Source organism: Paraburkholderia sp. SSBN10T, from assembly GCF_056619545.1.
The window spans coordinates 308,144-332,825 of the sequence record NZ_JBWQQI010000004.1; the positions used below are offsets into that span (position 1 = coordinate 308,144).

Annotated in this window: 18 protein-coding genes; 12 read left to right on the top strand and 6 right to left on the bottom strand. The window is 60.8% G+C overall.

Going from position 1 to position 24,682, the window contains the following annotated elements; all coding sequences use genetic code 11:
* The first annotated feature begins 561 nt into the window (after positions 1-561).
* On the top strand, positions 562-2,271 hold the full coding sequence (locus tag AC1ECK_RS08505; RefSeq protein WP_480317890.1) for a SulP family inorganic anion transporter: 1,710 nt from the start codon (positions 562-564) through the stop codon (positions 2,269-2,271).
* Between the two features lie 88 nt (positions 2,272-2,359).
* Here the strand turns inward: AC1ECK_RS08505 and AC1ECK_RS08510 are convergent, their stop codons facing one another.
* Positions 2,360-2,743 carry a hypothetical protein gene (locus tag AC1ECK_RS08510; RefSeq protein ID WP_480317892.1) on the bottom strand — a complete coding sequence of 128 codons (384 nt, stop codon included), beginning with the start codon at positions 2,741-2,743 and terminating at the stop codon, positions 2,360-2,362.
* A gap of 93 nt (positions 2,744-2,836) precedes the next feature.
* Positions 2,837-3,475, bottom strand: coding sequence for a LysE family translocator (locus AC1ECK_RS08515; RefSeq protein WP_480317894.1), 639 nt, complete (start codon positions 3,473-3,475; stop codon positions 2,837-2,839).
* Between the two features lie 299 nt (positions 3,476-3,774).
* On the opposite strand from AC1ECK_RS08515, the gene AC1ECK_RS08520 reads away from it, so the two are divergent.
* Positions 3,775-4,209 carry a VOC family protein gene (locus AC1ECK_RS08520; protein WP_480317896.1) on the top strand — a complete coding sequence of 145 codons (435 nt, stop codon included), beginning with the start codon at positions 3,775-3,777 and terminating at the stop codon, positions 4,207-4,209.
* A 96-nt stretch (positions 4,210-4,305) separates the two neighbouring features.
* Here AC1ECK_RS08520 and AC1ECK_RS08525 read toward each other — a convergent pair whose 3' ends face one another.
* Together AC1ECK_RS08525 and AC1ECK_RS08530 are read right to left on the bottom strand one after the other, a co-directional pair.
* Positions 4,306-6,063, bottom strand: a complete 1,758-nt coding sequence (locus AC1ECK_RS08525; RefSeq protein WP_480317898.1) for an IlvD/Edd family dehydratase — start codon at positions 6,061-6,063, stop codon at positions 4,306-4,308.
* 131 nt (positions 6,064-6,194) lie between these two features.
* Entirely contained in the window at positions 6,195-7,220 is a 1,026-nt protein-coding gene (locus AC1ECK_RS08530) for a DMT family transporter (RefSeq protein ID WP_480317900.1), read from the bottom strand.
* A 656-nt stretch (positions 7,221-7,876) separates the two neighbouring features.
* On the opposite strand from AC1ECK_RS08530, the gene AC1ECK_RS08535 reads away from it, so the two are divergent.
* The 6 genes from AC1ECK_RS08535 (at position 7,877) to AC1ECK_RS08560 (ending at position 16,694) form a co-directional block, all read left to right on the top strand.
* Positions 7,877-11,080: an efflux RND transporter permease subunit gene (locus tag AC1ECK_RS08535; RefSeq protein ID WP_480317902.1), complete on the top strand. Its 3,204-nt coding sequence runs from the start codon at positions 7,877-7,879 to the stop codon at positions 11,078-11,080.
* 22 nt (positions 11,081-11,102) lie between these two features.
* Complete coding sequence (locus AC1ECK_RS08540; RefSeq protein WP_480317904.1) at positions 11,103-12,323, top strand: efflux RND transporter periplasmic adaptor subunit; 1,221 nt, start codon at positions 11,103-11,105, stop codon at positions 12,321-12,323.
* 38 nt (positions 12,324-12,361) lie between these two features.
* Positions 12,362-13,801: an efflux transporter outer membrane subunit gene (locus AC1ECK_RS08545; RefSeq protein ID WP_480318131.1), complete on the top strand. Its 1,440-nt coding sequence runs from the start codon at positions 12,362-12,364 to the stop codon at positions 13,799-13,801.
* Positions 13,802-13,919: 118 nt separating this feature from the next.
* The gene (locus AC1ECK_RS08550) at positions 13,920-14,606 is read left to right on the top strand and encodes a heavy metal response regulator transcription factor (RefSeq protein WP_429280189.1); all 687 of its coding nucleotides are present in this window, start codon (positions 13,920-13,922) and stop codon (positions 14,604-14,606) included.
* Entirely contained in the window at positions 14,603-16,069 is a 1,467-nt protein-coding gene (locus AC1ECK_RS08555) for a heavy metal sensor histidine kinase (protein WP_480317907.1), read from the top strand. The genes AC1ECK_RS08550 and AC1ECK_RS08555 overlap by 4 nt, the downstream gene beginning before the upstream one ends.
* Before the next feature lie 88 nt (positions 16,070-16,157).
* Positions 16,158-16,694, top strand: a complete 537-nt coding sequence (locus AC1ECK_RS08560) for a GNAT family N-acetyltransferase (protein WP_480317909.1) — start codon at positions 16,158-16,160, stop codon at positions 16,692-16,694.
* 36 nt (positions 16,695-16,730) lie between these two features.
* Here the strand turns inward: AC1ECK_RS08560 and AC1ECK_RS08565 are convergent, their stop codons facing one another.
* Together AC1ECK_RS08565 and AC1ECK_RS08570 are read right to left on the bottom strand one after the other, a co-directional pair.
* The gene (locus tag AC1ECK_RS08565) at positions 16,731-17,327 is read right to left on the bottom strand and encodes a GNAT family N-acetyltransferase (RefSeq protein WP_480317911.1); all 597 of its coding nucleotides are present in this window, start codon (positions 17,325-17,327) and stop codon (positions 16,731-16,733) included.
* Positions 17,328-17,338: 11 nt separating this feature from the next.
* Positions 17,339-18,457, bottom strand: coding sequence for a 3-deoxy-7-phosphoheptulonate synthase (locus tag AC1ECK_RS08570; RefSeq protein ID WP_480317913.1), 1,119 nt, complete (start codon positions 18,455-18,457; stop codon positions 17,339-17,341).
* Positions 18,458-18,887: 430 nt separating this feature from the next.
* Between AC1ECK_RS08570 and AC1ECK_RS08575 the strand changes: the two genes are divergently transcribed.
* The 4 genes from AC1ECK_RS08575 to AC1ECK_RS08590 all read left to right on the top strand — a co-directional run bounded on the left by AC1ECK_RS08575 (position 18,888) and on the right by AC1ECK_RS08590 (position 24,534).
* Positions 18,888-21,716, top strand: coding sequence for a type VI secretion system Vgr family protein (locus AC1ECK_RS08575; RefSeq protein WP_480317915.1), 2,829 nt, complete (start codon positions 18,888-18,890; stop codon positions 21,714-21,716).
* Positions 21,713-23,185, top strand: coding sequence for an N-acetylmuramidase family protein (locus tag AC1ECK_RS08580; protein WP_480317917.1), 1,473 nt, complete (start codon positions 21,713-21,715; stop codon positions 23,183-23,185). The genes AC1ECK_RS08575 and AC1ECK_RS08580 overlap by 4 nt, the downstream gene beginning before the upstream one ends.
* A 47-nt stretch (positions 23,186-23,232) precedes the next feature.
* On the top strand, positions 23,233-23,919 hold the full coding sequence (locus AC1ECK_RS08585) for a hypothetical protein (RefSeq protein WP_480317919.1): 687 nt from the start codon (positions 23,233-23,235) through the stop codon (positions 23,917-23,919).
* Between the two features lie 267 nt (positions 23,920-24,186).
* Positions 24,187-24,534 carry a DUF3304 domain-containing protein gene (locus AC1ECK_RS08590; protein ID WP_480317921.1) on the top strand — a complete coding sequence of 116 codons (348 nt, stop codon included), beginning with the start codon at positions 24,187-24,189 and terminating at the stop codon, positions 24,532-24,534.
* The last annotated feature ends 148 nt before the right edge of the window (positions 24,535-24,682 follow it).

A 24,682-nucleotide genomic window follows, 5' to 3' on the forward strand; every position in this document is an offset into this window, starting at 1 on the left:
ACGCGAGAGTGCTGCAACGGAGGACGGCGGGGCGGCTGAGCGTGGCTGCCTGCAAGGAGGCGGCCTGGGGCGGGGATAAAGTCATGCCCGATTATAAGGTGTGCAGGCAAAACCCAGAACTCGCGCACTGTTTTGTAAGCTTTGTAGGCGTTTTGCTATTCAAGGAGGAGGGCGCGGCGGCTGTGAAGGATCGGTAGAGGAACAGCGGAGGAACAGCGGGCCGGCGACGCGGTTTCAGCAGCACGATCACGAGGGGTTTTACCTTATTTAAAAGAACGGTCGATCCTTTACACTCGCGGAAATATTTTGTTACGGGGTGAAAGATGCTAGTCACTTTCATGATTGCCTGTCCACTTGCGATCACCGTGCTGTTCGGCTTCGCCCGGCATGTAGATCCCCTGACCGGACAATTCAAGCGCTAGTTCTAGCGGCCTGGTGGCTACGGATTCCTGCGTCTGTGCGGTAATCGAGTTGTGCCCGAGTCGCAATCGAGTCTTGCGCTGTAGTGCCCACTCGCGGCAGGATGCTGGATTCGTCATCTGATTGGGATGCCATTCCTGCATGCAAGAATCTCCAGAAAAACTAGCCTCCCGGTTTGGCCTGCTCAAAGGCATCCTCCCTCTGAATCGCGCTGCGGCGCTGCGCGACGCACTCGCCGGCGTGACGCTGGCGTCAATGGACATTCCGCAGGTGCTCGGTTACGCGCGGATTGCCGGCATGCCGGCCGTGACCGGCCTGTACACGGTGTTCCTGCCGCTGGTGGCGTTTGCGTTCTTCGGCGCGTCGCGTCATCTGGTGGTGGCGGCCGACTCGGCCACCGCGACTATTTTCGCCAGCAAGCTCTCCACCATGGCGCCGATCGCGAGCGGCCAATACGTCGAGCTTGCCGGCATGGTCGCCTTGTTGACCGCGATCCTGCTGCTGGTGGCCCGCATATTCAAGCTGGGTTTTCTCGCCGACTTCCTGTCGCGCACTGTACTGGTGGGCTTTCTGGCCGGCGTGGGGGTGCAGGTGGGCATCGCGATGCTGGGCGACATGCTCGGCATTGCGGTCTCGTCGCCACGCAGCACGGTGCAGTTGGAGCAGATACTGAGCCGTCTCGGTCAGGTCAACCTGCCGACGCTGGCGATTTCGGCCGGCGTGGTGGTGAGCATCCTTCTCGCCAAGCGCTTTATCCCGCGTCTGCCGGTGCCTTTGCTGGCGGTGGTCGGCGGGATTGCCGCGAGCGATCTCTACGATTTTGCGGGGCACGGTATCGCCATCCTCGGTCCGGTCGCCGGCGGCTTGCCGCCGTTTCGCCTGCCTGCCGCGAGCTGGCGGCAGATCCTCGATCTGCTGCCGGTGGCCGCGTCGTGCTTCGTGATGATCGTCGCGCAAAGCGCTGCGGCCGGGCGCGTGTTCGCCCAGCGCTACCACGAGAGCGTCGACCTGAATGCCGACATTCTCGGTCTCGCCGCAGCCAACACCGCGGCTGCGTTCTCCGGTGCGTTTGTCGTCAACGGCAGTCCGACTCAAACCGCTATGGCCGATCGCGCCGGCACGCGCAGTCAGTTCGCACAACTGGTGTTTGCCGCGGTGGTGGTCGTGGTGCTGCTGTTTTTCAGCCGGTATTTACAGTACCTGCCGCACTGCGTGCTGGCCGGCATCGTGTTCACGATTGGGGTGGGGCTGATCAACGTGCAGAGCCTGGCGGCCATCCGTAGCGAGAGTCCGGGCGAATTCACGCTGGCCATTTTTACCGCGCTCGCGGTGGTGGTGCTGGGTGTGGAGCACGGGATTCTGATTGCCGTGGCCCTGTCGCTGCTGCGCCATGTGCGCCATAGCTACCGGCCGTATACGATGCTGCTGGCGCCGGGAGCCGATGGGCGCTGGCTGCCGGTGCCGACGAAGCCGGGCATGCAGACCGCGCCAGGCCTGATCGTCTACCGCTTCGGCGCGGATCTGTTCTATGCGAACGATCATTTCTTCGTCGACGAGGTGCGTCTGCTGATCGAGCGGGCGCCGCAGAAGCTGCGCTGGTTCGTGGTGGACGCGGGTGCAATCACGGATCTCGATTACTCGGCGGCGCGTTCGCTCACCGATCTGTTCGATTCGCTCAAGCAGCAGGGCGTCGAGGTGATCTTCGCGCGCGTGAACCGCTATCTGCGCTCCGATATGGACCGCCACGGGATTACGCAGATCGTCAAGGCGTCGTGCATCTTCAGCACCTTGCATGAAGCGCTGGCGGCGGTGGGCGTGGACTCGGACCCGCGGACGAATGGGGTGATGTAGGCGGGCGGGCCGTGCCGCGGATGACTGATGGCACGGTTTGCCGCGAGGCGCGGTTCAACGCGTGCAGTTAGCCCGGCAGCATAACTGCTTAACTGTCCTGATCGTCGCCCGGTTCGTGCATCGGCTCGAAGATCCGGCTACGACCTGCCAGGAAACACGCGCCTGCCGCTGCCGCGCATAAGACCGCTACGGTATAAGCGAGCGGCTTGCCGTGCCACAGGCTGTCGAACCATTGATGAAACTGCGCCACCACTACTTCGGCGTTGCCACCGATGCGTTGCAGTTCGAGCTGGTATTGCGGGTTGTTTACGGCGCCGTAGATCAGTTCCGCACTGTCCGGGTCCGGCGCCGTGGCGTAAATGAGCGCGGCGCCGACGAGGCCCGCCACAAGGATGAGCGCGCTCGCCAGATACAGGCGAACCTGTAATGGCGAGCGTGATGCTGACGTGTCCTGCTGTTCCCGGCGGCTCATTCCGTTTCCATTGCATGGCTTGTGTGCGAGACCCGTCACGGTAACGCAAAGCCGGGGCGCGCGGAACCTCCGCGCGTTTGCCGTCGTTTGCCGTTAGCTGCGCGCGCTCAACAGCTTCAGGCCAGCCAGGCTAAACACCACGGCCAGCGAACCGTCGAGCCAGCGGCGGATCGAGCCATATACGCGGCGCGCAGTTTCGGTGGAAAACAGAATCGCATAGCTGCTGAACACGCAAATGCCGATGCCCATGCAGCCGAGCACGACCGGAGCCGTATGGGCCGCGCCGCCCGAGGCGGGAATGGCCAGTGAAACAATCGACAGCCAGACCAGAATCGCCTTGGGGTTGGTGAGGTGCAGCAGCAGCCCGCGAACGTAGAGCCGCCGCGACGACTCAGGCACGCGTGTCACGCTGGCGAGCGGTTGTCGCGGGGTGAGCGCCGAGCGGGCCGATTTCCACGCCAGCCAGAGCAGATAGAGGCCGCCCACGATCCGGATCGCCACCAGCAGTTGCGAATACGTCGCGAGCACCGCCGACAAACCGAGCGACGCGAGTAGCGCCCACGAGAACGAACCGGACATGACGCCGAGCGCAAAGGCGAACGCCGCCTTGCGGCCGGACCCCATGGCGAGCGACATGATGGCGAGATTGCTCGGGCCGGGACTTGCCGTGCCGACAAAGTAAGCGGTGTAGGCGATCAACACGTTGGCCGATAGAAAAGCGCTGACTGTCATTGGGACGATGCCTTCAGGGAGCGGGGGGGCTGAGGGGGCTCGTAATGTTGCAGGGAGTGGCGTGGTGCCTGCGCCATCGCTAAGCCGGCGGGTACGCCACATTCTGCATGACGTATTGGCCTGACGCACAGGTACAGTTCGTTTCACGGGCAGCGACACAATTTGCCAAGCATGGCTAATTCATCGATTTTTATGGTGTTCAGATCAAAAATATATCGTTTTTCAACAATTTATCTAATGTGTAAACTGAGCTTTCAGTCCTCTTTTGATTCGTGTTCAACTTTCCGGTCCAGACCATCATGAGCGTTACCGAAGCCGTTTTGCCGCCGTTCCATCTGGCGTTTCCCGTCCATAGCATCGCGGCCGCCCGCGAGTTTTATGGCGAGTTGCTAGGCTGCCCCGAAGGCCGCAGTGCGCCGGAGTGGGTGGACTTCAACTTCTACGGCCATCAGATCGTCGCGCACCTCGCGCCCGAGGAAGCCGGGCATCGGCAGACCAGCGCGGTCGATGGCGATGCCGTGCCGGTGCGTCACTTCGGCGTCGTCTTGCCGATGGAGCAGTGGCAAGCCGCCGCGGACAAGCTGCAGCGTGCCGGTACCAGCTTCATCATCGAGCCGCATGTGCGTTTCAAGGGCGAAGTGGGCGAGCAGGCCACGATGTTCTTCCTCGACCCGTCGGGTAATGCGCTGGAGTTCAAGGCCTTCGCCAACATCGCGTCGTTGTTTGCGAAGTAAGGCGTAAGCAGCGCAACGGCGATCTATAGCGCGGCGCCCGCGGGGCCGCCAACCGCGCGGCGGCCAATCGCGGCCTGGCTGCCGCCGCGCCCGCGCTTACGCTTTAGGGATCGTGCCGCGCACATTAGCTGCACGCAGGAAATCGAAGTCGACTCCCTGGTCCGCTTGCGTGACGGTTTCCAGAAACAGCTTCAGGTAACCACGTTCCGCACTCGGCGCATGGCTAGGGATTTCCTGCGCGCGGCGCGCCAACTCGTCGTCCGGCACCAGCAGGCTGATCTCGCGCTGCGCTACGCTCAAGCGGATCGAATCGCCATTGCGCACATAGGCAAGAGGGCCGCCCACCGCCGATTCCGGCGTGACGTGCAGCACGATGGTGCCGAACGCCGTGCCGCTCATGCGGCCATCGGAAATCCGCACCATATCCTTGACGCCAGCGCGCGCCAGTTTCTTCGGAATCGGAATGTAGCCTGCCTCGGGCATGCCGGGCGCGCCTTTGGGGCCGATGTTCTTGAGCACCAGAATGTCGTCGGCGTGCACGTCCAGATCCTCGGCGTCGATGCGGCGCGCCAGATCCTCGGCGTTTTCGAATACGACCGCGCGGCCGGTGTGCTCCATCAACTTCGCGTCGGCGGCGGATTGCTTGATGATTGCGCCTCCCGGAGCAAGATTGCCTTGCAGCACGGCGATCCCGCCTTGCGGGTAAATCGGCCGGGCGAGCGGGCGCACGACGTCCTGCGCGAACCCGGGACCGGCGGCTTCGATCTCTTCGCCGAGCGTGCGGCCCGTCACCGTCAGTGCGTCGAGATGCAATAACGGTTTGAGCTCGCGCAGCAGGGTGGCCATGCCGCCGGCCTTGTGAAAGTCCTCCATGTAGTGCTGGCCGGAGGGCTTCAGGTCGAGCAACACGGGCGTTTCGCGGCCCATGCGGTCGAGCGCCTGCAGGTCCACCTCGAAACCGAGACGTCCGGCGATCGCGCTCAGATGCACGATGCCGTTGGTCGAACCGCCGATGGCGAGCAGCACGCGCAACGCATTCTCGAACGCCGCGGCCGTCAGTACCTGGTCGATGGTGAGGCGTGAGTGGGCGATCCGCACGGCCTCTGCGCCGGTCAATTCGGCAATCCGCATGCGGTCGGCCGTGACGGCAGGCGGCGCCGCGCCGCCCGGCACGGTCATGCCGAGCGCTTCGGCGAGGCATGCCATGGTGCTGGCCGTGCCCATCACCGAGCAGGTGCCTACGCTGGCCACGAGCTGATTGTTGACCGCGGAGACTTCCTGCAGATCGATTTCTTCGGCGCGAAAGCGCCCCCAGTAGCGGCGGCAATCGGTGCAGGCGCCGACCCGTTCCGAGCGATGCGAGCCGGTGAGCATCGACCCGGTGATCAACTGGATGGCCGGAATGCCCGCGGACGCGGCGCCCATCAGTTGCGCCGGCACGGTCTTGTCGCAACCGCCGATCAGGACCACGGCATCCATCGGCTGCGCACGAATCATCTCCTCGGTATCGATCGACATCAGGTTGCGCAGATACATGCTGGTGGGCTGCGAGAACGACTCGTGGATCGAGATGGTCGGGAAGTCCATCGGCAGGCCGCCCGCCAGCATGACGCCGCGTTTGACGGCTTCGATCAGTTGCGGCGCGTTGCCATGACAAGGGTTATAGGTGCTGCCGGTATTGACGATGCCGATCACCGGGCGCTCGAGCGCGGCGTCGGTGTAGCCCGCGCCCTTGATGAAGGCTTTTCGGAGGAACAGCGAGAAGCCGCTATCGCCGTAATGCGTCAGGCCTTTGCGCAGACCGGTAGCGGCGGGGGCGTCTTCGGATGGCGGGGCGGCAGGCTTGTCGGTCATGGCGTAGGCTCGATCGTGAGGGGGCGGGGGCTGCCCGCAAAGGCGTGCGCTGCTATTGTGGCGGACCGGGCTGTCCAGCCTGCAACACGCACGCTACCGCATGTGCGGGACCGGCAACAAGCCTCCGGCTCTCACGCCCGCGCCAGCCGCCGCGCACGGCGGCGCAAATACAGATTGTTGAGTACCAGCGCCATCCCGGTCATACATGCCCCCGCGATCTGGAACGGCGTGGCGACGACGCCGGCCAGGGCGGACACGATAAAGGTTGTCAGCGGCACGACATCCATGAAGATCACGCCGTTTAACGGCGTCAGGATGCGGTTGCCGAGATTCCAGCTCAGGATGCCGAAGAAACCCGCCCCGAGTCCCATATACAGCAGATGGGGCGTGATTGCCCCCAACACCGCCAGCTTCGGTACCGGGACTGCATGCACCGCGAACAGCACCAGGTTCAAGCCGATGATGGTGGTCAGGCCGAGCCAGATCGTCATCGTCGTATAGCGCAGCGGCGACCATTGCTTGAAGAACGTCGCACCGAACGTATAGATGACCCAGCACAGCGCGCCCACGACGATCAGCGCGTTGGCCGCGTAGTCCTGCGGCGCATGCAGCAGCCCGGCAATATCGCCCCTGGTGACCACGAGCGCGACGCCGCAAAACGACAGCAGGATGAACAGGAACGAATAGAGCGGCGGTAACACGCGCCGCACCACGGAGTTGAGCAGCAGCCCAAGCATGGGCTGAGTCGCCATCATGATCGATGCGCTTAGCGCACCGTCCCTGCCGGCGAGTTGCTGGCCGAGAAAGACGAACGCGCCGAAGCCGGCAAAACCGATCGAACCGAGCATCCACGCAAGCACAACCGGTTCGCCCTTCAGGCGGAGGGCGGCCGTGCCCTCCTTACGCTGCAGCAGCACCAGAAACGCTGCACCCGCGACCAGGTAACGCAATGAAGTGAAGGTGAACGGGTCGACTCGCGTGAGCGCGCTCGTCATGACCGGGAACATCAGCCCGAAAGAAACCGTCGCGATGAGGCAGCAGAGGAGGCCTTTCGCGTAGCCGCCGTAGGCGGAGACGAGCGGTGTCGACACGGCCGTTGCGAGCGTCGCGTCGTGTCCAGGACTTACAGAGGCGGGTGGTTTGAGAGATGTGTTCATGAATGATCGTTCAAAAAATTGATGAAGAACGAGGCGAGTTATTGCGTCGCCATCAAATTGGCCTGACCTGCTTTCAGCGCTGCACTCAATGATCGACGCTTGCTTCGATCACTAAAATATCGCTAATTTCCGCTGAAATATGCAAATTGAAGCTAGTGCGCTGGCTCGTTTGAAGTCCTCGGGGCTAACGGGCGTAAAACACTGATCACCCGGCATTCGTCCGAATATTATGACTGATCATTCAAAAATACAAGGCGTGTTCTTGACTGGGTAGGCGGTTCAATTGCTGCGCGATCGACTGGCAGCGAATGCATGCACGCGGCGCCGGGTGGGAGCACACCCAATGCGCGCCGGCCGGGGAAGAGGTTATGCTAAATGACGGTGGCAACTCGTCAGGCACCCGGTAAAAATCGCGCCCCGCACGGCGTAAACTTACATTTATCTTCCTGACAGTTTTGCCATTTTGACGCCATGCAGCCGTTGGTGACAACCATCTAGCATAAGCGCAGATTTGACGTTGGACGGGCATCGCTTTCGCGGGCATGCCTGTTTTCGCGCGGCTGCCGGCTCTGGCATCGCGTCCGCTAGCGTAGCGCGTACCTTCGCGTCACGGCGACTTCTCATTCTTTCCAGCATTTTTTCGGGCGCGTTTTTCAATGTGGATTGTCAACGTTGCGCTAAAGCGGCCATACACGTTCATCGTGATGGCCATTCTGATTCTGCTGGCGACGCCATTTGTTCTGCTGACGACGCCAATCGACGTTTTGCCGGAAATCAACATTCCGGTCGTCAGCATCATCTGGACCTATACGGGTCTGTCGGCCGAGGACATGGCCAACCGGATCACGTCGGTCAATGAGCGCAGTCTGACCACCACGGTCAACGACATCGAGCACATCGAATCGCAGTCGCTCCCGGGCATCACGATCATCAAGCTGTTCCTGCAGCCGACCGCCAACATTCAGACCGCTATTGCGCAGACGGTTGCAGTCGAACAGGCGCAGTTGAAGCAGATGCCGCCAGGCGCGACGCCGCCGCTGGTGATCAGCTATTCGGCCTCCAGTATTCCGGTGATCCAGCTCGGCTTGTCCAGTCCGAGAATGTCGGAGCAGTCGCTCAACGACACCGCGCTCAACTTCCTGCGTCCGCAACTGGTCACGATCCCAGGCGCCGCTGTGCCATATCCGTACGGCGGCAAGTCGCGTCTGATTTCGGTCGACCTCGATACGCGGGCGTTGCTGGCGAAGGGACTGACACCGGCCGACGTGGTTAACGCCTTCAACGCGCAGAACCTGATTTTGCCGACCGGCACGGCCAAGATCGGCGCCAAGGAATACACCATCAACATGAACGGTTCGCCCGCGACGGTGGCGGGCCTGAACGACATCCCGGTGCGCACGCTCAATGGTGCGACCACTTATCTGCGCGAGGTCGCGCACGTGCGCGACGGCTTCTCTCCACAGACCAACGTGGTGCGCCAGGACGGCCACCGGGGCGTGCTGATGTCGGTGCTCAAGAACGGCAGCGCCTCGACGCTGGCGATCGTCAATACGCTGCATGATCTGCTGCCCACCGCTCAGGCGGCGTTGCCGCCCGACCTGCACATCAGCGCGCTGTTCGACCAGTCGATCTTCGTCAAGGCAGCGGTGCAGGGCGTGGTGCGCGAAGCATTGATTGCGGCGGCGCTCACCGCGGCGATGATTCTGCTGTTCCTCGGCAACTGGCGCAGCACCTGCATCATTGCGGTGTCGATCCCGCTGTCGATTCTCACCTCGCTGATCGTGCTGCATGCGCTCGGCCAGACCATCAACATCATGACGCTGGGCGGGCTCGCGCTCGCGGTCGGGATTCTGGTGGACGACGCCACGGTGACCATCGAGAACATCGAACGGCACCTGCATATGGGCACCAACCTGCATGACGCGATTCTCGAAGGCGCCGGCGAAATCGCGGTGCCCGCGCTCGTCTCCACGCTGTGCATCTGTATCGTGTTCGTGCCGATGTTCTTCCTGACGGGCGTGGCGAAGTACCTGTTCGTGCCGCTCGCCGAAGCGGTGGTGTTCGCGATGCTGGCGTCGTACATACTCTCGCGCACGCTGGTGCCGACCCTCGCGATGCTGCTGATGGGCCATGCGCACAAGCCGAAAGAGGGCAGCAAGCCGAATCCGTTCATGCGGATCTACCACCGCTTCGACGCTGGCTTCGAGCGCATGCGTGGCGCTTACATCGTAATCCTGAGCAGCGTGCTGGTGCGCCGTGGGATGTTCGGCAGTGCGTTCCTGGGTTTTTGCGTGGTCTCGATGGGCCTCGTGTTCGTGCTCGGCGAAGACTTCTTCCCGACGGTCGACGCGGGCGACATCCGCATGCACATGCGTGCGCCGACCGGTACCCGCATCGAGGAAACCGCGCGCCTTGCCGACGAGGTAGAGAAGGTCGTGCGTCAGGTGGTGCCGCAGAAAGAACTGGTGACGATTCTCGACAACCTCGGGTTGCCGTATAGCGGGATCAACCTGTCCTATAGCAATGCCGGCACGATCGGCACGCTGGACGGCGAAATTCAGGTGGCGCTTACCGCGGATCACAAGCCTACCCAACGCTACATCGACAAACTGCGGGCGATCTTGCCGCAACGTTTTCCGGGCGTGGAATTTTTCTTCCAGCCGGCCGACATCGTGACGCAGATTCTGAACTTCGGACTGCCTGCCGCCATTGATGTGCAGATTGTCGGCAACGATCAGCTAGGCAACTTCGACGTCGCGCGTAAGCTCTACAAGCAGGTGAGGCTGATTCCCGGCACAGTGGACACGCACATCCAGCAGAAGCTCGACGAGCCGGTGATCAGTCTTCAGATGGATCGCACCCGCCTGCAGCAACTGAACCTCAACGCCAACAACGTGGCGCAGAACGTGCTCATTTCGTTGTCGGGCAGTTCGCAAACGGCGCCGAGCTTCTGGTTCAACAACAAGAACGGGGTCGAATACAGTGTCGCGGTGCAGACGCCGCAGTATGACATTTCGTCGATCGACCAGTTGTTGCGCACACCGGTTTCGGCGGCTGCTAACGGGCCGACGCAACTGCTCGGCAATCTCGTGCAGGTTGCGCCGCAAAGCCAGTTCGCCGTCGTCTCGCACTACAACATCCGGCCGGTGATCGACCTGTACGTGAGCGTGGAAGGACGCGACCTCGGCAGCGTGGCGGCCCAGGTGAACAAGCTGGTGGATCAGACCCGCGCAACGTTGCCGCGCGGCAGCCAGATCGTGGTGCGCGGCCAGGTGCAGACCATGCGCACCTCGTTCTTCGGCTTGGGCGTGGGCGTCGCGATGGCCATCGTGCTGGTGTATCTGCTGATCGTCGTGAACTTCCAGTCGTGGGTCGATCCGCTCATTATCATTAGCGCGTTGCCGGCGGCTCTTGCAGGGATCATGTGGATGCTGTTCCTCACCGGCACGCACCTGAGCGTACCGGCGCTGACCGGCGCCATCATGACGATGGGCGTGGCGACCGCCAACAGTATTCTGATGGTGGCGTTCGCGCGGCAGCGGCTCGCCACCGGTGCGCCGCCGCTGACCGCGGCGCTCGAGGCAGGCGCCAGCCGGATCCGGCCGGTGCTGATGACCGCGTTCGCGATGATTATCGGCATGATCCCGATGGCGCTCGGTCTCGGCGAAGGGGCCGAGCAGAATGCGCCGCTCGGGCGCGCGGTGATCGGCGGCTTGCTGTTTGCAACCGTTTCCACGCTGTTTTTCGTGCCGCTGGTTTTTGCGGCGATCCATACGCGCCTCGCCCGCCGTAACGGTGGCGCGCATGGCGGGCAGGGCTCCGACGACGGCGGCAGCGCCGGCGCCGGCAGGCACGCGTAACGTTCAATGACGGCTGACTGAGATGACTGAAAAAACTCACGCTTCGCTAGCGATCCCCGCGCGGGACACCGAGGATGGGCACGCGTTGCCGCCGCGCAACCGCGAGTGGAAACGCGCCAAATTCGCCATCTGGATCGTGCTGATTTTGCTGGCGCTGGGCGCCTTGCGCACCGTGGTGGCGGACATGATGCAAAACCGCTCGGTGGCGGAAACGACCCAGCAAAACGCGGTGGAATACGTCAACGTGGTGACGCCCACGCAGACCGACGGCAGCGGCAATACGCTGCTGCCGGGTACGCTGCGCGGTTACGTCGAGTCGCCGATCTATGCGCGCGCAACCGGTTATCTGCTGCACTGGTACGTCGACATCGGCGCACAAGTGAAGCAGGGCCAGTTGCTGGCCGATCTCGACACGCCGGAAATCGATCAGGAACTGGCGCAGGCAGTGGCGCAGCGCGATCAGATCAACTCGAGCCTCGGACTGGCGAAGAGTTCGTACGAGCGCTGGCAGCAACTGCGTCAGCGCGATGCGGTCTCGCAACAGGAACTGGATGAGCGGCAGAGCACCTATACGCAGGACGTGGCGAATCTCGCCGCTGCCGACGCGAATGTGCAGCGCCTGCGCCAGCTCGAATCGTTCAAGCGGATCGTCGCGCCGTTCGCCGGCGTGGTGACGCAGCGCAACGTCGACGTCGGCGACCTGATCGATGCAGGCAGCGGCACGAGCCGCGCGCTCTTCGCGCTGGCGCAGTCCGATCCGCTGCGGGTCTACGTGCAACTGCCGCAGGCTTATGCGCAGAACGTGGCGCTCGGCAAGCAGGTGGTGGTGACCCAGGCCGAATTGCCGGGGCAGCAGTTCCACGGCACCATCACGCACATTGCCGGCGCGATCGACGTGCCGACCCGCTCGCTGCAGATCGAAGTGCGGCTGCCCAATCCGGACGGCACGCTGCGCCCGGGTGCGTATGTTCAGGTGGCCGTGCCGGCTACCGCGCATGCCGACATCATGGTGCCGGGCAACGCGCTGCTGTTCCGCGCGGAAGGGCCGCGGATGGCCGTGGTCGACAACAATGGTGTCGTGCATCTGCGCACGATCGTGATTGCGCAGGATCTCGGGCAGTCGCTCGAAATCGAAAGCGGTATCGAGCCGACCGACAAGATCATCATCAACCCGAGCGATTCGATTGCCGACGGCGATCATGTGCAGATCGCACCGTCGTCGAACAGCAAGGGGGCGACGTGAAGCGCGGGCGTCCGCTTGCCGTGCCGCCCGCCAGGTTGATGGCGGCGGCGCTCGGCGCCGCGCTGCTGACAGCCTGCACCGTGGGCCCCGATTACCAGCAGCCGCATGCCGATGCGCCGCCCGAGTGGCGCACCGATTCGTACTGGCATGTGGCTGAGCCGTCGCATGCGCCGATTGCTCCGACGTGGTGGATGAGCTTTGACGACTCGACGCTCGACACCCTGGAGACCCAGGCACTCGCGCAGAACCAGACGCTCGCCGCTGCGGTCGCGCATTACGAGCAGGCCAAGGCGACACTCGCCAACACTTCGGCCCAGCGGATCCCCGAGGTCGATCTCGGCGGCACGGCGGAGCGGCTCAAGATCTCGAAGGACCGGCCACTCACCAACTATGCCACGCCGAACCAGACGACCGTGCAGAACGGCCTCGCGGTTGGCCCGTCGATCAACTACGACACCGACCTGTTCGGCCGGATCCGTCGCGAAGTGGAAGGGGCCAAGGCGTCCGCCGAGCAGTCGCGCGACGACCTTGCCAATGCACGGCTCGTGCTGACCACCGATCTGGCCACCGATTACTTCTCGATGCGCGAACTCGACGCCGAGATCGACGTGTTGAACCAGTCCGTGATCCTGCAGCAGAAGGCGCTCGACTATGTGACTTCGGAGCACGATCTGGGCTCGGTGTCCGGACTCGACGTGTTGCAGCAGAAATCGGAACTCGATTCGACCAAGGTGCAGGCGCAACTGTTGCTCGTGCAACGGGCGCAGTTTGAACACGCGATTGCCGCGCTGGTCGGCGTGCCGGCGCCGCAGTTTGCGATCGAACCGAAAGTGATCGACACCAGGGTGCCGGAGATTCCGCTTGGCGTGCCGAGCGATGTGCTGCAGCGGCGCCCCGACGTGGCCTCGGCCGAACGCGCGATGGCCGCGGCGAATGCGCAGATTGGCGTTGCCAAGGCGGCATTTTTCCCGAGTCTCACGCTCACGCCGAGTATCGGCTGGCAGAGCACCAACTTTGCCGATCTGTTGAGCGCGCCGAGCCTGATGTGGACGCTCGGCGCGACGGTCTCGCAGGTGGTGTTCGACGGCGGACGCCGCTCGGCCAACGTCAAATTCGCCAGCGAAGGCTATCAGGCTGCCGAGGCGAATTACCGCCAGACCGTGCTCACCGCATTCCAGCAGGTGCAGGACGGGGTGACGGGATTGTCCGTTCTCGACGGCGCGGCGCGGCAGTCGCGCGATGCCGTGGCCGACGCGCAGCGTCTCCTGTCGCTCGCCAACGATCGCTATTCAGGCGGCCTCGTCGCCTATCTGGATGTGATCACCGCGCAGCAGTCGCTGCTGACGAGCGAGCGCCAGGACGTGCAGATTCACGGTCAGCAGATGACTTTGTCGGTTTCGCTGGTCAAGGCACTGGGCGGCGGCTGGGATGTCAACGCACCGGCTGAAGACAAAGAAGCGCTGAACCGTCCAGACTGAGTTTCGCAACTTTCGCAACGAAAGAGGGTGTGCAGGGCCCGCGGCAATGAAACAAGGCGAGTCAGGAGAGCCAGGAAAGCGAGGCGTTTCGTATAATCTAATGAAATAGGGGGCGCTGATGAAACTGCTCATCGTTGAAGACGAACATAAAGTGGTGGACTACCTGCGCTCGGGGCTGACCGAGCAGGGCTGGGTGGTCGACATTGCGCTCGACGGCGAGGAAGGCATGCATCTGGCCACCGAGTTCGACTATGACGTGATCGTGCTCGACGTGATGCTGCCCAAACGTGACGGCTTCAGCGTGCTGAAGGCGCTGCGCATGCGCAAGTCCACGCCGGTCATCATGCTGACCGCCCGCGACCATATCAACGACCGGGTGCGCGGCCTGCGCGAAGGCGCGGACGACTACCTGACCAAACCCTTCTCGTTTCTCGAACTGGTGGAGCGGCTGCACGCGCTCGCGCGCCGCACCCGTTCGCAGGAGTCGACGCTGATCTCGGTCGGCGATCTGTTTGTCGATCTGATCGGCCGCCGCGCCTCGCGCGACGGCGTGCGCCTCGACCTCACCGCCAAGGAATTCCAGTTGCTGAGCGTGCTGGCGCGCCGCCAGGGCGATATTCTGTCGAAGACCGCGATTACCGAGCTGGTCTGGGACGTCAACTTCGATAGTCATACGAACGTCGTCGAGACCGCTATCAAACGCTTGCGCGCCAAGCTGGACGGACCGTTCCGCACCAAGCTGCTGCATACGGTGCGCGGCATGGGCTATGTGCTCGAAGTCCGGGAGGAGGCGGAATTGTCATGAACCGCTCGATTGCCCGCCGGCTCGCGATGATGTTCGCACTCGTCGCGTTGTCGGTGTTTACGCTGGTCGGCACGGGGCTGTTTCTCGTGATGCGCACGCAACTCGACCACCACTTGCGCGAGTCGCTCGACGACCGCATGGAGATCGCGAAGATCATCGTGACCCATTCGGTGACGCCGGAGAAGTGGCGCATGACACGCGAGAAGCTGACCGACATGTCGCCGCGCGACGGCACCACCCGATATTCGGTTTCGAGTGCCGATCCGAATTTTCACTACGGTCAACCGGTGGAGGGGCGCGTCACGGATAGCTGGCCCGGCGGGTACACACGGGTGGAGCCTGCAGCCGGCGGCCAGGCGATGCTGATCAACACCTTGTCGATTCCGGCGAGCGGCGTGCGCCCCACGGTGCAACTGCAGGTGGCGGCAAGCTGTCAGCCGAACGTGCGCACCATGCAGGCCTTCGGTGCCGCGCTCGCCGCGCTTTCGACCTTGGGCAGTCTCGCCGTGCTGCTGCTCAGTTACTCGGTGACCCGCATCGGTCTCGCGCCGCTGCGGCGTCTCACCAGGGACGCCTCCGAGGTCAGTCCGAACAACCGCTCGCAGCGGCTGAATACGGCCTCGCTGCCGCTTGAACTGAACGAGCTTGCCAACTCCTTCAACGGCGCGCTGGAGCGGCTCGACGGCGCATATGGCCGGCTCGAATCGTTTAACGCGGACGTCGCGCACGAACTGCGCACGCCGGTCACGATCCTGATCGGGCAGACCGAGGTGGCGCTCACGCGCAATCGTTCGGTCGAGGATCTGCGCCATACGTTGCAATCGAATCTGGAAGAGTTCGAGCGCATGCGCGTCATCATCAATGACATGCTGTTCCTCGCGCGTGCCGATCAGGGCGAGCGTGCCACCGGGCTGGTGGCCGTGTCGCTCGCCGCGGAAATGGCGCGTACGCTGGAGTTTCTGGAGATTCCATTCGACGAGGCACAGGTGCGCGCCGTTTCGCGCGGCGATGCGATGGCGCCGGTGAACCGCTCGCTGTTCGGCCGTGCCTGCACCAATCTGCTGATGAACGCGATCCAGCATTGCGCGCCCGGCGACACGGTCACGGTGACGATTTCGCGCGCGGACGACCAGGTGCGTATCGCAGTCGCGAATCCCGGTAAGGCGATCGACCCTTCGACGCTGGATCACCTGTTCGACCGGTTCTACCGGGCCGAGGTGTCGCGTACGAATAGCCGCGAGAACCACGGCCTGGGGCTGGCAATCGTCAAGGCGATTGCGGAGATGCATCGCGGCACGGTGTCCGTCGAAAGCGTCAATGGCGTGAATACCTTCGCGTTTTCGGTCGATGCGTCTCGCATCGATGTGCAAGGCGTGCGCGAGACGCCGGTTGCGGTCGAGCGCAGCGTGGCTGTGGTTGGGGGGGCGAAGGAGGCGGCGCCGGCCAGACGTGTGGCGATGTGAGGGTGGGCAGGGGCGCGGCGATAGGGCAGCAGACGCGTGCTTCAAGTCGGGATTCGACGTGGCTGCCGGAGCAGATGCTGAGAGAAAAATGGAAAACGCCCCCGTCCTCATTCCCACCGATCGTTGCCTGCTCAGACCTGCCACCCTTGAAGACTATGATGCGCTAGTCGCGGCCATCGGCTCGTCTGCATTTCCGCAGGAACTCCCGCTTCCCGATCTGTACCGGCAAGGCAAGCTGCAAGCTTGGTTCGACTCGATGCTGACAATGTCGCAAGAAGGTAAGGCCTGCGTATTTTCAGTCGACCTGCAGAGCGGCGCTCGTTGCGTGGGCCAGGTCTCGCTCGTGCGCCGGGGTACGTCGGCGAGCTGGAATCTGGCCTTCTGGCTGCATTCGTCGCATTGGGGTGCGGGTCTCGCGGCGGAGGCGGCGCAGGCCACGATCCGTTATGCATTCACCGTCATGATGGTCGATGAGGTGTGGGCCGGCGCTGCGCTGTGGAACCAGCGCAGCATCAGGACGCTCGACAAGCTCGGCCTGCAGCCCGTCGACAGCGCCCAACTCGATGCAGACCTCAGCGGCTTGCACATCTGCGCTCTCTCACGCGAGCATTGGTTGCAGGCTTGACGCGAAGCGGACTGAGATCGTTCGATACGCCTCAGCTCAGGACCGGTCGCGCGCGACCCGCGCCAGATAGTCGTCGAGGCCCATGCCGGCCAACGGCTTGGCCATCACGCGCAAGGTCTGAACTAACGACTTCATCGGCACGCCTTCGCGCCGCCGCACTTCGGTAAAACCCATGCGTGTCCAGAACTGCTCGGCCTGGACGTGCCCCGCGACGACGCCCAGCCGCAGCCACTGCGCACCCGAGGCGCGCGCCCAGTGCTGGAAAGCCTCAAAGAACGCCTGCCCGACACCGCGTCCGTGCTGGCTCGTCTCCAGAACGAAGAGGTCGATATGCCATACGCCTGGCGCGAACAGATCAGCAATCACGGTGGCAATGGCGTTCAGCGAGCCGTGCGCATCGACGAAGCCAAGCGTCCATTTCCTCGTGAACGGCCAGTCCGCAGGCGGTCTGGCCAGAAACTCCTCTTGCGCTTCGTCGTCACCAGCGGGTTCGCCGCTGACCGAGATGAAGTAGTCGGGATTCGCGTCGAAAAAACGCTGAAGCTGCGGCACGTCGGCTTGCTGAAGTTCGACTGCGCGAACCGTGCGCGTGGCGTCGACTGTAAACAGCGTTCGATACGCCTCCCAAGCCATCTCGCGCCGCCTCAGCGAGCGCGCCGTGCACGCGCCGCCTGGGCCAGCGTATCGAGCACCGGCTCAGTCTGGACCCAGCTCAAACACGCATCGGTAATCGACACGCCGCAGCGCAGCGGCACACCCGGCTTCAGATCCTGACGGCCTTCCTCGAGGTTGCTTTCGATCATCACGCCGATAATGCGCAACTCGCCTTGGGCGAGCTGTTGTGCCAGGTCCTGCGCCACCTCGATCTGACGCAGGTGCGACTTGCCGGAATTGGCGTGCGAGCAGTCCACCATCACCTGCTCGCGCAAGCCCGCCGCCCGCAGCACCGAGCAGCTTGCTTCCACCGACGCGCTATCGTAGTTCGGGCCGTTCTTGCCGCCGCGCAGAATCACGTGCGCGTCGTCGTTGCCGCGCGTTTCGAAGATTGCCGCCATGCCCATCTTGGTCATGCCCATGAACGCGTGGCTCGCGCGGGCCGCGACGATTGCGTCCGCGGCAATCTGCACGCCGCCGTCGGTGCCGTTCTTGAAGCCGATCGGGCAACTCAGGCCCGAGGCGAGCTGACGGTGGCTCTGGCTTTCCGTGGTCCGCGCGCCGATCGCACCCCACGCCACGAGGTCCGCAATGTATTGCGGGCTCAGCAGGTCGAGGAATTCGGTGGCGGTGGGCAAGCCGAGGCCGCTGATTTCCAGCAGCAGCTCGCGCGCCCGGCGCAGTCCTTCATTGATGCGGAAGCTGCCGTCGAGCCGCGGATCGTTGATATAGCCTTTCCAGCCCACCGTGGTGCGCGGCTTTTCGAAGTAAACGCGCATGACGATCAGCAGGTCGTCGCGCAGCGCGTCAGCTGCGTGCTTGAGCCGGCGGGCGTAATCGAGCGCCTGATCGTGGTCGTGGATCGAGCAGGGGCCGACCACCACCACCAGCCGGTCGTCGCGGCCATGCAGGATGTCGGCAATCGCCGCGCGGCTTTGCTCGACGAGCGCCTGCACGTCGGGCGGCACGGGCAGATCGTCCTGCAGCAGGGCGGGCGAAATCAGCGGGCGCACCGCGCCGATCCGTACGTCGTCGATGCGGGTCGTGTCCTGAGTCGCGTCGGCGACGCCGACTTCGCGGTCATGTAAAGGGTTGTCGATGCTGCTCAAGATACTCTCCTGGGTGCGGTGTACGGTGGTAGCTCTCAATTATGGCACTCGCGGTGCTTATCTCGTACCCAAGTGGTTTCCATGCCGCCCAAACCGAGCGCTGGGTTGTTTTGCTTGCAAGCCGATATAAGCTCACGGTAGAACAAATTTTTTCTATTTCGTTGTCCACTTTTGATGCAACCATTTCCAATGGCCAGCATACCCGCCGACCATGGATAAAGATGCGTTTTATCGAACAACCCTGGAAACGCCGGTCAGCACTGATTTCATGAAATGCGAAAAATTTACCCATTACTCGATTCGCATAAAGGGTTGGCAGAATTAATTCCCGGAATTGGTTTTATTAACATTTTCTGACTGGCCGATTCTTCTGAGGTTTCGTAGAATCGCGCTCATGCGCGGGGCGCGATAGCCAACAAGAAGAGGTGGTATGGGTGCGCAGGACTTAATCGGGGCAATTGCTGGCGGACTCGTCCAGAGTAACCGCCTGCTGAAGCTGGATACTCCCCTTGGAAATAGCACTCTGGTGCCCCAGCGGGTTACCGGCCATTCACGAATTGGCCGTCATTTTGAATTCACGGCGGATGTCGTATCGACGTCCGACACGATTGAACTGAAAACGCTGATTGCCCAGCCTGCGACGTTGTGGATCCAGCAGACCGACCAGTCCTATCTGCCGCACCATGGATACGTGCACACCGCCCGCCGCCTCGGATCGGATAGCGGACTCACAAGTTACCAGATCGCCTTTGCTTCGTGGATGCACTTCCTGCGCTTTCGCAAGGACGCGCGAATCTGGCAGGACAGGCCGGCCGACGAAATCCTGACGGATGTATTCAACATGCATCCGCAGGCTCAAGGTGCATTCCGCTTTGCGTTGAGCAAACCGCTTCCGTCGCGTTCGTTCTGCATGCAATACGAGGACGACTGGAATTTCGTCCACCGGTTGATGGAAAGCGAGGGGCTGTTCGGCTATTTCGAGCAGGCAAGCGACGGTAAATCCCACACGCTTGTCGTCACGGACAGTCTCGACACGTTTCCGGCGCTTTCGCCGCAGACGGTTGAGTTCTACCGCGCGGGCACGAACAGCGAAACCGATGCCTTGGTGCAGTGGTCAGGAACCCGAACCCTGCAAAGCACGACGCTGACAACCCGCACCTTCGATTACAAGGCACCCGCTTCGCCGTCCAATCCGAAGGGCACCAACATCCCCACGCATCCCACACAGGGAAACCTGCCGCAGCAGGCGGAGGTGTATGAATACACCGGCGCCTACACCTACGGCAAGCAGGACCGGGGCGATGACCTGTCCAGGATCCGTATGGAAGAGTGGGAATCGCAGGCCAAGCGGTTTTTCGGCTCGGGTGGGGTGCGAGGTGCAGACGCCGGCCGCTGGTTTCAACTGGACGATCACCCCGAGCACACCACGGATAGCGCCCAGAACCGGCAGTTCGCGATTATCGAGGCCGCGTGGTTCGTTGAGAACAACCTGCCGGTGTCCAGCCAGGCCGTGGATTTCCCCCATAGCCTGAAGAGCGAGCTCGCTGCCGTCAGAACGAATTACGCCACGGAAGAAGGACTGAAGGTTCGGCATGCTGATGGCAGTGAAGGCTTCTTTCTCGTTGAGATCGAGGCGCAACGCAAGATCGTTCCATATCGCAGCCCGTTCGAACATCACAAGCCTGAAATGCATTTGCAGTCGGCCATTGTCGTTGGCCCTGCCAACGAAGAGGTCTACACAGATTCGCTGAACCGTATCAAGGTGCGCTTCCACTGGGACCGGCTCAACAACGGCGACGAAAAGGCGTCATGCTGGGTGCGTGTCGCCATGTCCGATACGGGCGGTGGATACGGTGGCGTGCACGTGCCCAGAGTCGGCGAAGAGGTGCTGATCAACTGGGTGGGCGGTGATTGCGACAGGCCGTTAGTCACAGGCCGGGTCTACAACGGATCGACGCAACCGAACTGGCATTCCAACGGCCTGCTGTCCGGCTACAAGTCAAAGGAATATCAGGGCAGTGGTTACAACCAGATGGTCATGGATGATTCGACCGGCCAGAACCGCGTTCAGCTTTATTCCACGAGCAGCAATTCGCAGTTGCATCTGGGTTACCTGATTGACCAGAGCGATAACACCCGAGGAAGTTACCTTGGTAGTGGTTTCGACCTGAAGTCCGATGCCTATGGCGCAGTGCGTGCGGGTCAAGGCTTATATGTCACCACCTATCCGGCATCCAGCCAGCCCCTGGATGCACGGCAAACGACCTCGCAACTGGTGAATTCGGAGAGCGTGCTGGAAGCGATGTCGGATGCCAGCACGACGCATCAGGCGGAAAGCCTCAAGGATGGCTACGATTCGCTGAAGTCATTCACGGATGCAACGCAGAACAGCATATCGGGCTCATCGTCAGGGGGAAACACGGCGGGTGGGGGAACCGGGAGTGCGAATGCGTTCAAAGAGCCGGTCATGCTGTTCGGTAGTCCGTCAGGCATCGCGCTATCTACACAGAAGTCCGTTCACATCGCCAGCGATGCGCAGACCAACCTCGTGAGCGGACAGAGCACACACATCGCAACCGGCAAGTCGCTGATCGCAAGCGTTGCGGAAAAGCTCAGCCTGTTTGTGCAGAACGCCGGGATGAAATTGTTTGCAGCCAAGGGCAAGGTGGAAATTCAGACCCACTCGGATAACATCGAACTGACCGCACAGAAGACCCTGCGGGTGCTGTCTGCAACGGAGAAGATTGAGGCGGCCGCGAAGCAGGAAATCCTGCTGACATCGGGCGGTGCGTATATCCGCATCAAGGACGGCAACATCGAGATTCATGCACCGGGCAAGATCGATATCAAAGGCAGCCAGCATTCATTTGCAGGCCCTGCGAGCATGGGGTATGCGTTGCCATCACTTCCGTTGAGCACGCTTGAGCAGAAAGCGACTCAAGAATACTCGCAAACGTTCCACGCGACCGAACTCCTAGATCATCCGTTATACGAATCAGCGCTTTCTAGCCAACCCTACCGGATCTATATGCCTGATGACTCGATCCAACAGCAAGGAATGCTGATTAATGGGGCAACCGACACGGTCCGGACGCCGACCGCAACTAAAGTGCGTTGCGAGATCGGCGCAGGCGATTGGGCCGCCGACGAGCATGCATACGACGAGGCCGATATCGAGGCATACCGTAAGAGCCAATCTGCGGCCAAGGCGGTGGAGGCGGCGTCCGATAATGGCAGCGATGACCGAACCGGCACATGACCAACCAAAATCCCACCAATAGTCCTGTGACATCGAACAGCCCGAATTTGCCAGTGCCTAGTAAGGTCACGCCCAAGCCAGATACGGTTGAGGCATCCTTTGTTTTCGTAGACAGCCTTAAACAACCTATAGCGGGCCTTTCTGTTCGACTTCTAGTGTCAACGGCAACCGCAGAGCCGACATGGCAACAGGGAGTGCCAACTCAGGCGGGTCCACTACCAGACCTGTCCGACTCTTCATCCTCTGCAGATCCGGCATCGGCTGCGAGCGCATCTGGCGCCTCCGCAGCGTCCGGAACGCCAGCATCGTCAGCATCGTCAGCAGCAACGCCATCTACTACCCAGCAGAACAGCCTCGATGTAACAACGGACGAGAGGGGCTATGCAACTACCATACGCAACGCCGTGCGGGGGCAATCTATTGATGTGCTGGTGAAAAAGCGCAATGGACAATACGATAAAAAATTAACCGTGACACCCAAGAAGGACTTCAATGCTTACACGATTGCGAGTCCGGAATATCATTTCTCGGCTACGACCAAGCTGACTCCAAAAGACGAGATGGAGGTAGATCTTCACATTCCTGTTGTCAAGGAAGGCGAGGTCATGACTGTTGAGAGATTGGTCAATGAGTTCATTCCTTTCCTGACTGCAGCAGAGAAGGTAACCGAAGAGGGTATGGTGATAAAGGATTACCCGACCAAAAAGAAGGCAGTGGATCCCGACTCTAAGCCTGACAAAAAAGGGCATAAGAAAACGAAAATATTGATCGAGCATCATTACAAAGCGGTAAAAACGGGCAAGCCGAATACTTATGCCGTGAATGTCTTGCCTTCGAGAATTAATTACCCTTCACCAGCGGAGTTTTCGGACGAGCAATTCCGCTCTGTCGCGAAAGCACTTGACTGCGAAGTGGCTGTGATTCGAGCTATTGCATTAACGGAATCAAAAAATCAACCCTTCGAGGAAAATGGTTTGCCCAAAATATTGTTTGAGCGAAATCATTTCTGGAATTTTACTGTTCCACCACCAGACAAACACGGAAAGACACCACCGCATCCCTATGCTCAATATTCGGATATCTGCTCTCCTCTGTCCGGTGGGTATGCAGGAGGTTTGGCAGAGTGGGTGCGACTGTTGCGCGCAGCTCAACTCGATCTTGATAGTGCACTTAAATCGACATCATTTGGAGGGTTTCAGGTTCTTGGGGAATATTATGATCAGCTTGGCTACTCCTCTCCTGAAGCTTTTGTTGACGACTTTATGGCTAGTACAGACAAGCAAATGGTGATTTTGCAAAATTTCTTCAAAACCGTAAAGAAGAAAGCCCTGCCTTATTTGAAGAGCAAGGATTGGAAAATGATCACGGGCTATTACAATGGGTTTGATTGGCCAGAGCACAATCCAGACTACCCGCAGAATATGGCAGACAATTATGCCGCATCGGTTGCCGCCGGGAAAAATAAGTGATCCCGCCATCGATAATTTCGACTACATTATTTGGACGGAACTGAATTATGAGATTTCTATCTCTCTATCCTCTTTCCATTGCTGTCATCTCAATTGTGATTGGCTTTGATGCTGAGGCGGCGACACTGGTTACATTCGGTGCACCAGAGTTAGTCATCGTTCAAGACGAGGGGAAAGTAACGGGTTTTTGGGGAGGCGTTGGAAACGGATTTTCCTGTAAATTCCTTTTTAATAGTGTTGGACCTCGGGCATCATCTGGAGAATTTCAACCTCAACCTGTGAGAGCTTTCTCTTTCGCTGGGCACAATTATAAATACAATCAGCGTCTCAAAGAGGCAGATACCACCGGGATAATTTACGTAGATGGCGACCAATGGGCACTTCAACTTGAAGATGAACCGCCAGGGTGTGGGGGTGGAAGCGGTTCGTTTGCTTCACCGCCTGTGTTTCCTGACGGAAAGTTAGGACCTAGATACGTGGCTTCTGGGAGCATGCCAGCTGTCGGAATTCGCATCGTCTCGGAAAAGACGGATTTATATGACAAGGTTGACGATACTTACAGGAAGCGAAAGGCATATCTGGTGAGCGGAGATATGGTAGTAGTTCTTGGTGATGACACTGACTATGCTCGTATTCGCTATACAAATCCATTGTATTCAGCCTCGGCTTACGCTAAACCTGTCATCGCTTGGGTACGAAAGAAAGACCTCACAGACCCATTTTCAGAGAAATAACTGTCTCGTCGACTCCGAGAAAATGTTGGTTGCCTGAGGAGCCGCTTCGGATCATAGTAGGGACAACGGTATCGCAGATGACACTGGCGCGCAACCGGGGTGGTTAGGTGCAGATCTAAAACTGAAGCTATTGCAGCAGCGATATGAAATAACGAGACTGGTCGACGGAGCATGCAAGTAACCGTTATTGAAATGAAGCAACTTGTTGGCTGCCTAATCGTGGGCCTGATGACGGCATTGCCGCTTACGGCCTGTTCGGAGAGAGCCATGAATCTTGATGTCGCGGTTTATAACTATTGGCCGCGTGCTATTAATGATGTCGTGGTTAACGGTCAGTATGCCGGTGGTGCATTTATGGCGTATCATCCGAGAGGGGTTGGTGGGAAAATCGTTTGCTGTGTGATGGTGAAACCCGGCCCGATAACCATTGAATATTCACTTGGAGGAGCGGAGGGTGCACCCAGGTTGGGCGAAAAAATTTACGCAACAACTGTGCTACGAGAAATCCCTGGTGATGCCAAAGTTCTCACGGTGCACGTCTATCCGAACAAGACTATATCTGCCGAAGCATCTGCAGAATATGTTGATGAGCGACCACAACCGGGGGCGCAATAATTGGCATTATTATGCCGTTCCCTTGAATCGTGAGCAGGCCGTGAGAAATCGTGCTTTATCCCGGGTCCGCATGGAAGAGCGGGAATCCCAGACCAAGTGGTTCTTTGGCTCAGGCGGGATGCGAGGTGCAGACGCCGGCCGTTGGTTT

Coding starts and splice junctions, on each gene's coding strand:
- AC1ECK_RS08520 (WP_480317896.1), top strand. CDS start 3,775: ATGAGCGTTACCGAAGCCGTTTTGCCGCCGTTCCATCTGGCGTTTCCC.
- AC1ECK_RS08560 (WP_480317909.1), top strand. CDS start 16,158: ATGGAAAACGCCCCCGTCCTCATTCCCACCGATCGTTGCCTGCTCAGA.
- AC1ECK_RS08530 (WP_480317900.1), bottom strand. CDS start 7,220: ATGAACACATCTCTCAAACCACCCGCCTCTGTAAGTCCTGGACACGAC.
- AC1ECK_RS08535 (WP_480317902.1), top strand. CDS start 7,877: ATGTGGATTGTCAACGTTGCGCTAAAGCGGCCATACACGTTCATCGTG.
- AC1ECK_RS08550 (WP_429280189.1), top strand. CDS start 13,920: ATGAAACTGCTCATCGTTGAAGACGAACATAAAGTGGTGGACTACCTG.
- AC1ECK_RS08540 (WP_480317904.1), top strand. CDS start 11,103: ATGACTGAAAAAACTCACGCTTCGCTAGCGATCCCCGCGCGGGACACC.
- AC1ECK_RS08545 (WP_480318131.1), top strand. CDS start 12,362: ATGGCGGCGGCGCTCGGCGCCGCGCTGCTGACAGCCTGCACCGTGGGC.
- AC1ECK_RS08555 (WP_480317907.1), top strand. CDS start 14,603: ATGAACCGCTCGATTGCCCGCCGGCTCGCGATGATGTTCGCACTCGTC.
- AC1ECK_RS08510 (WP_480317892.1), bottom strand. CDS start 2,743: ATGAGCCGCCGGGAACAGCAGGACACGTCAGCATCACGCTCGCCATTA.
- AC1ECK_RS08505 (WP_480317890.1), top strand. CDS start 562: ATGCAAGAATCTCCAGAAAAACTAGCCTCCCGGTTTGGCCTGCTCAAA.
- AC1ECK_RS08575 (WP_480317915.1), top strand. CDS start 18,888: ATGGGTGCGCAGGACTTAATCGGGGCAATTGCTGGCGGACTCGTCCAG.
- AC1ECK_RS08580 (WP_480317917.1), top strand. CDS start 21,713: ATGACCAACCAAAATCCCACCAATAGTCCTGTGACATCGAACAGCCCG.
- AC1ECK_RS08515 (WP_480317894.1), bottom strand. CDS start 3,475: ATGACAGTCAGCGCTTTTCTATCGGCCAACGTGTTGATCGCCTACACC.
- AC1ECK_RS08525 (WP_480317898.1), bottom strand. CDS start 6,063: ATGACCGACAAGCCTGCCGCCCCGCCATCCGAAGACGCCCCCGCCGCT.
- AC1ECK_RS08590 (WP_480317921.1), top strand. CDS start 24,187: ATGAATCTTGATGTCGCGGTTTATAACTATTGGCCGCGTGCTATTAAT.
- AC1ECK_RS08585 (WP_480317919.1), top strand. CDS start 23,233: ATGAGATTTCTATCTCTCTATCCTCTTTCCATTGCTGTCATCTCAATT.
- AC1ECK_RS08565 (WP_480317911.1), bottom strand. CDS start 17,327: ATGGCTTGGGAGGCGTATCGAACGCTGTTTACAGTCGACGCCACGCGC.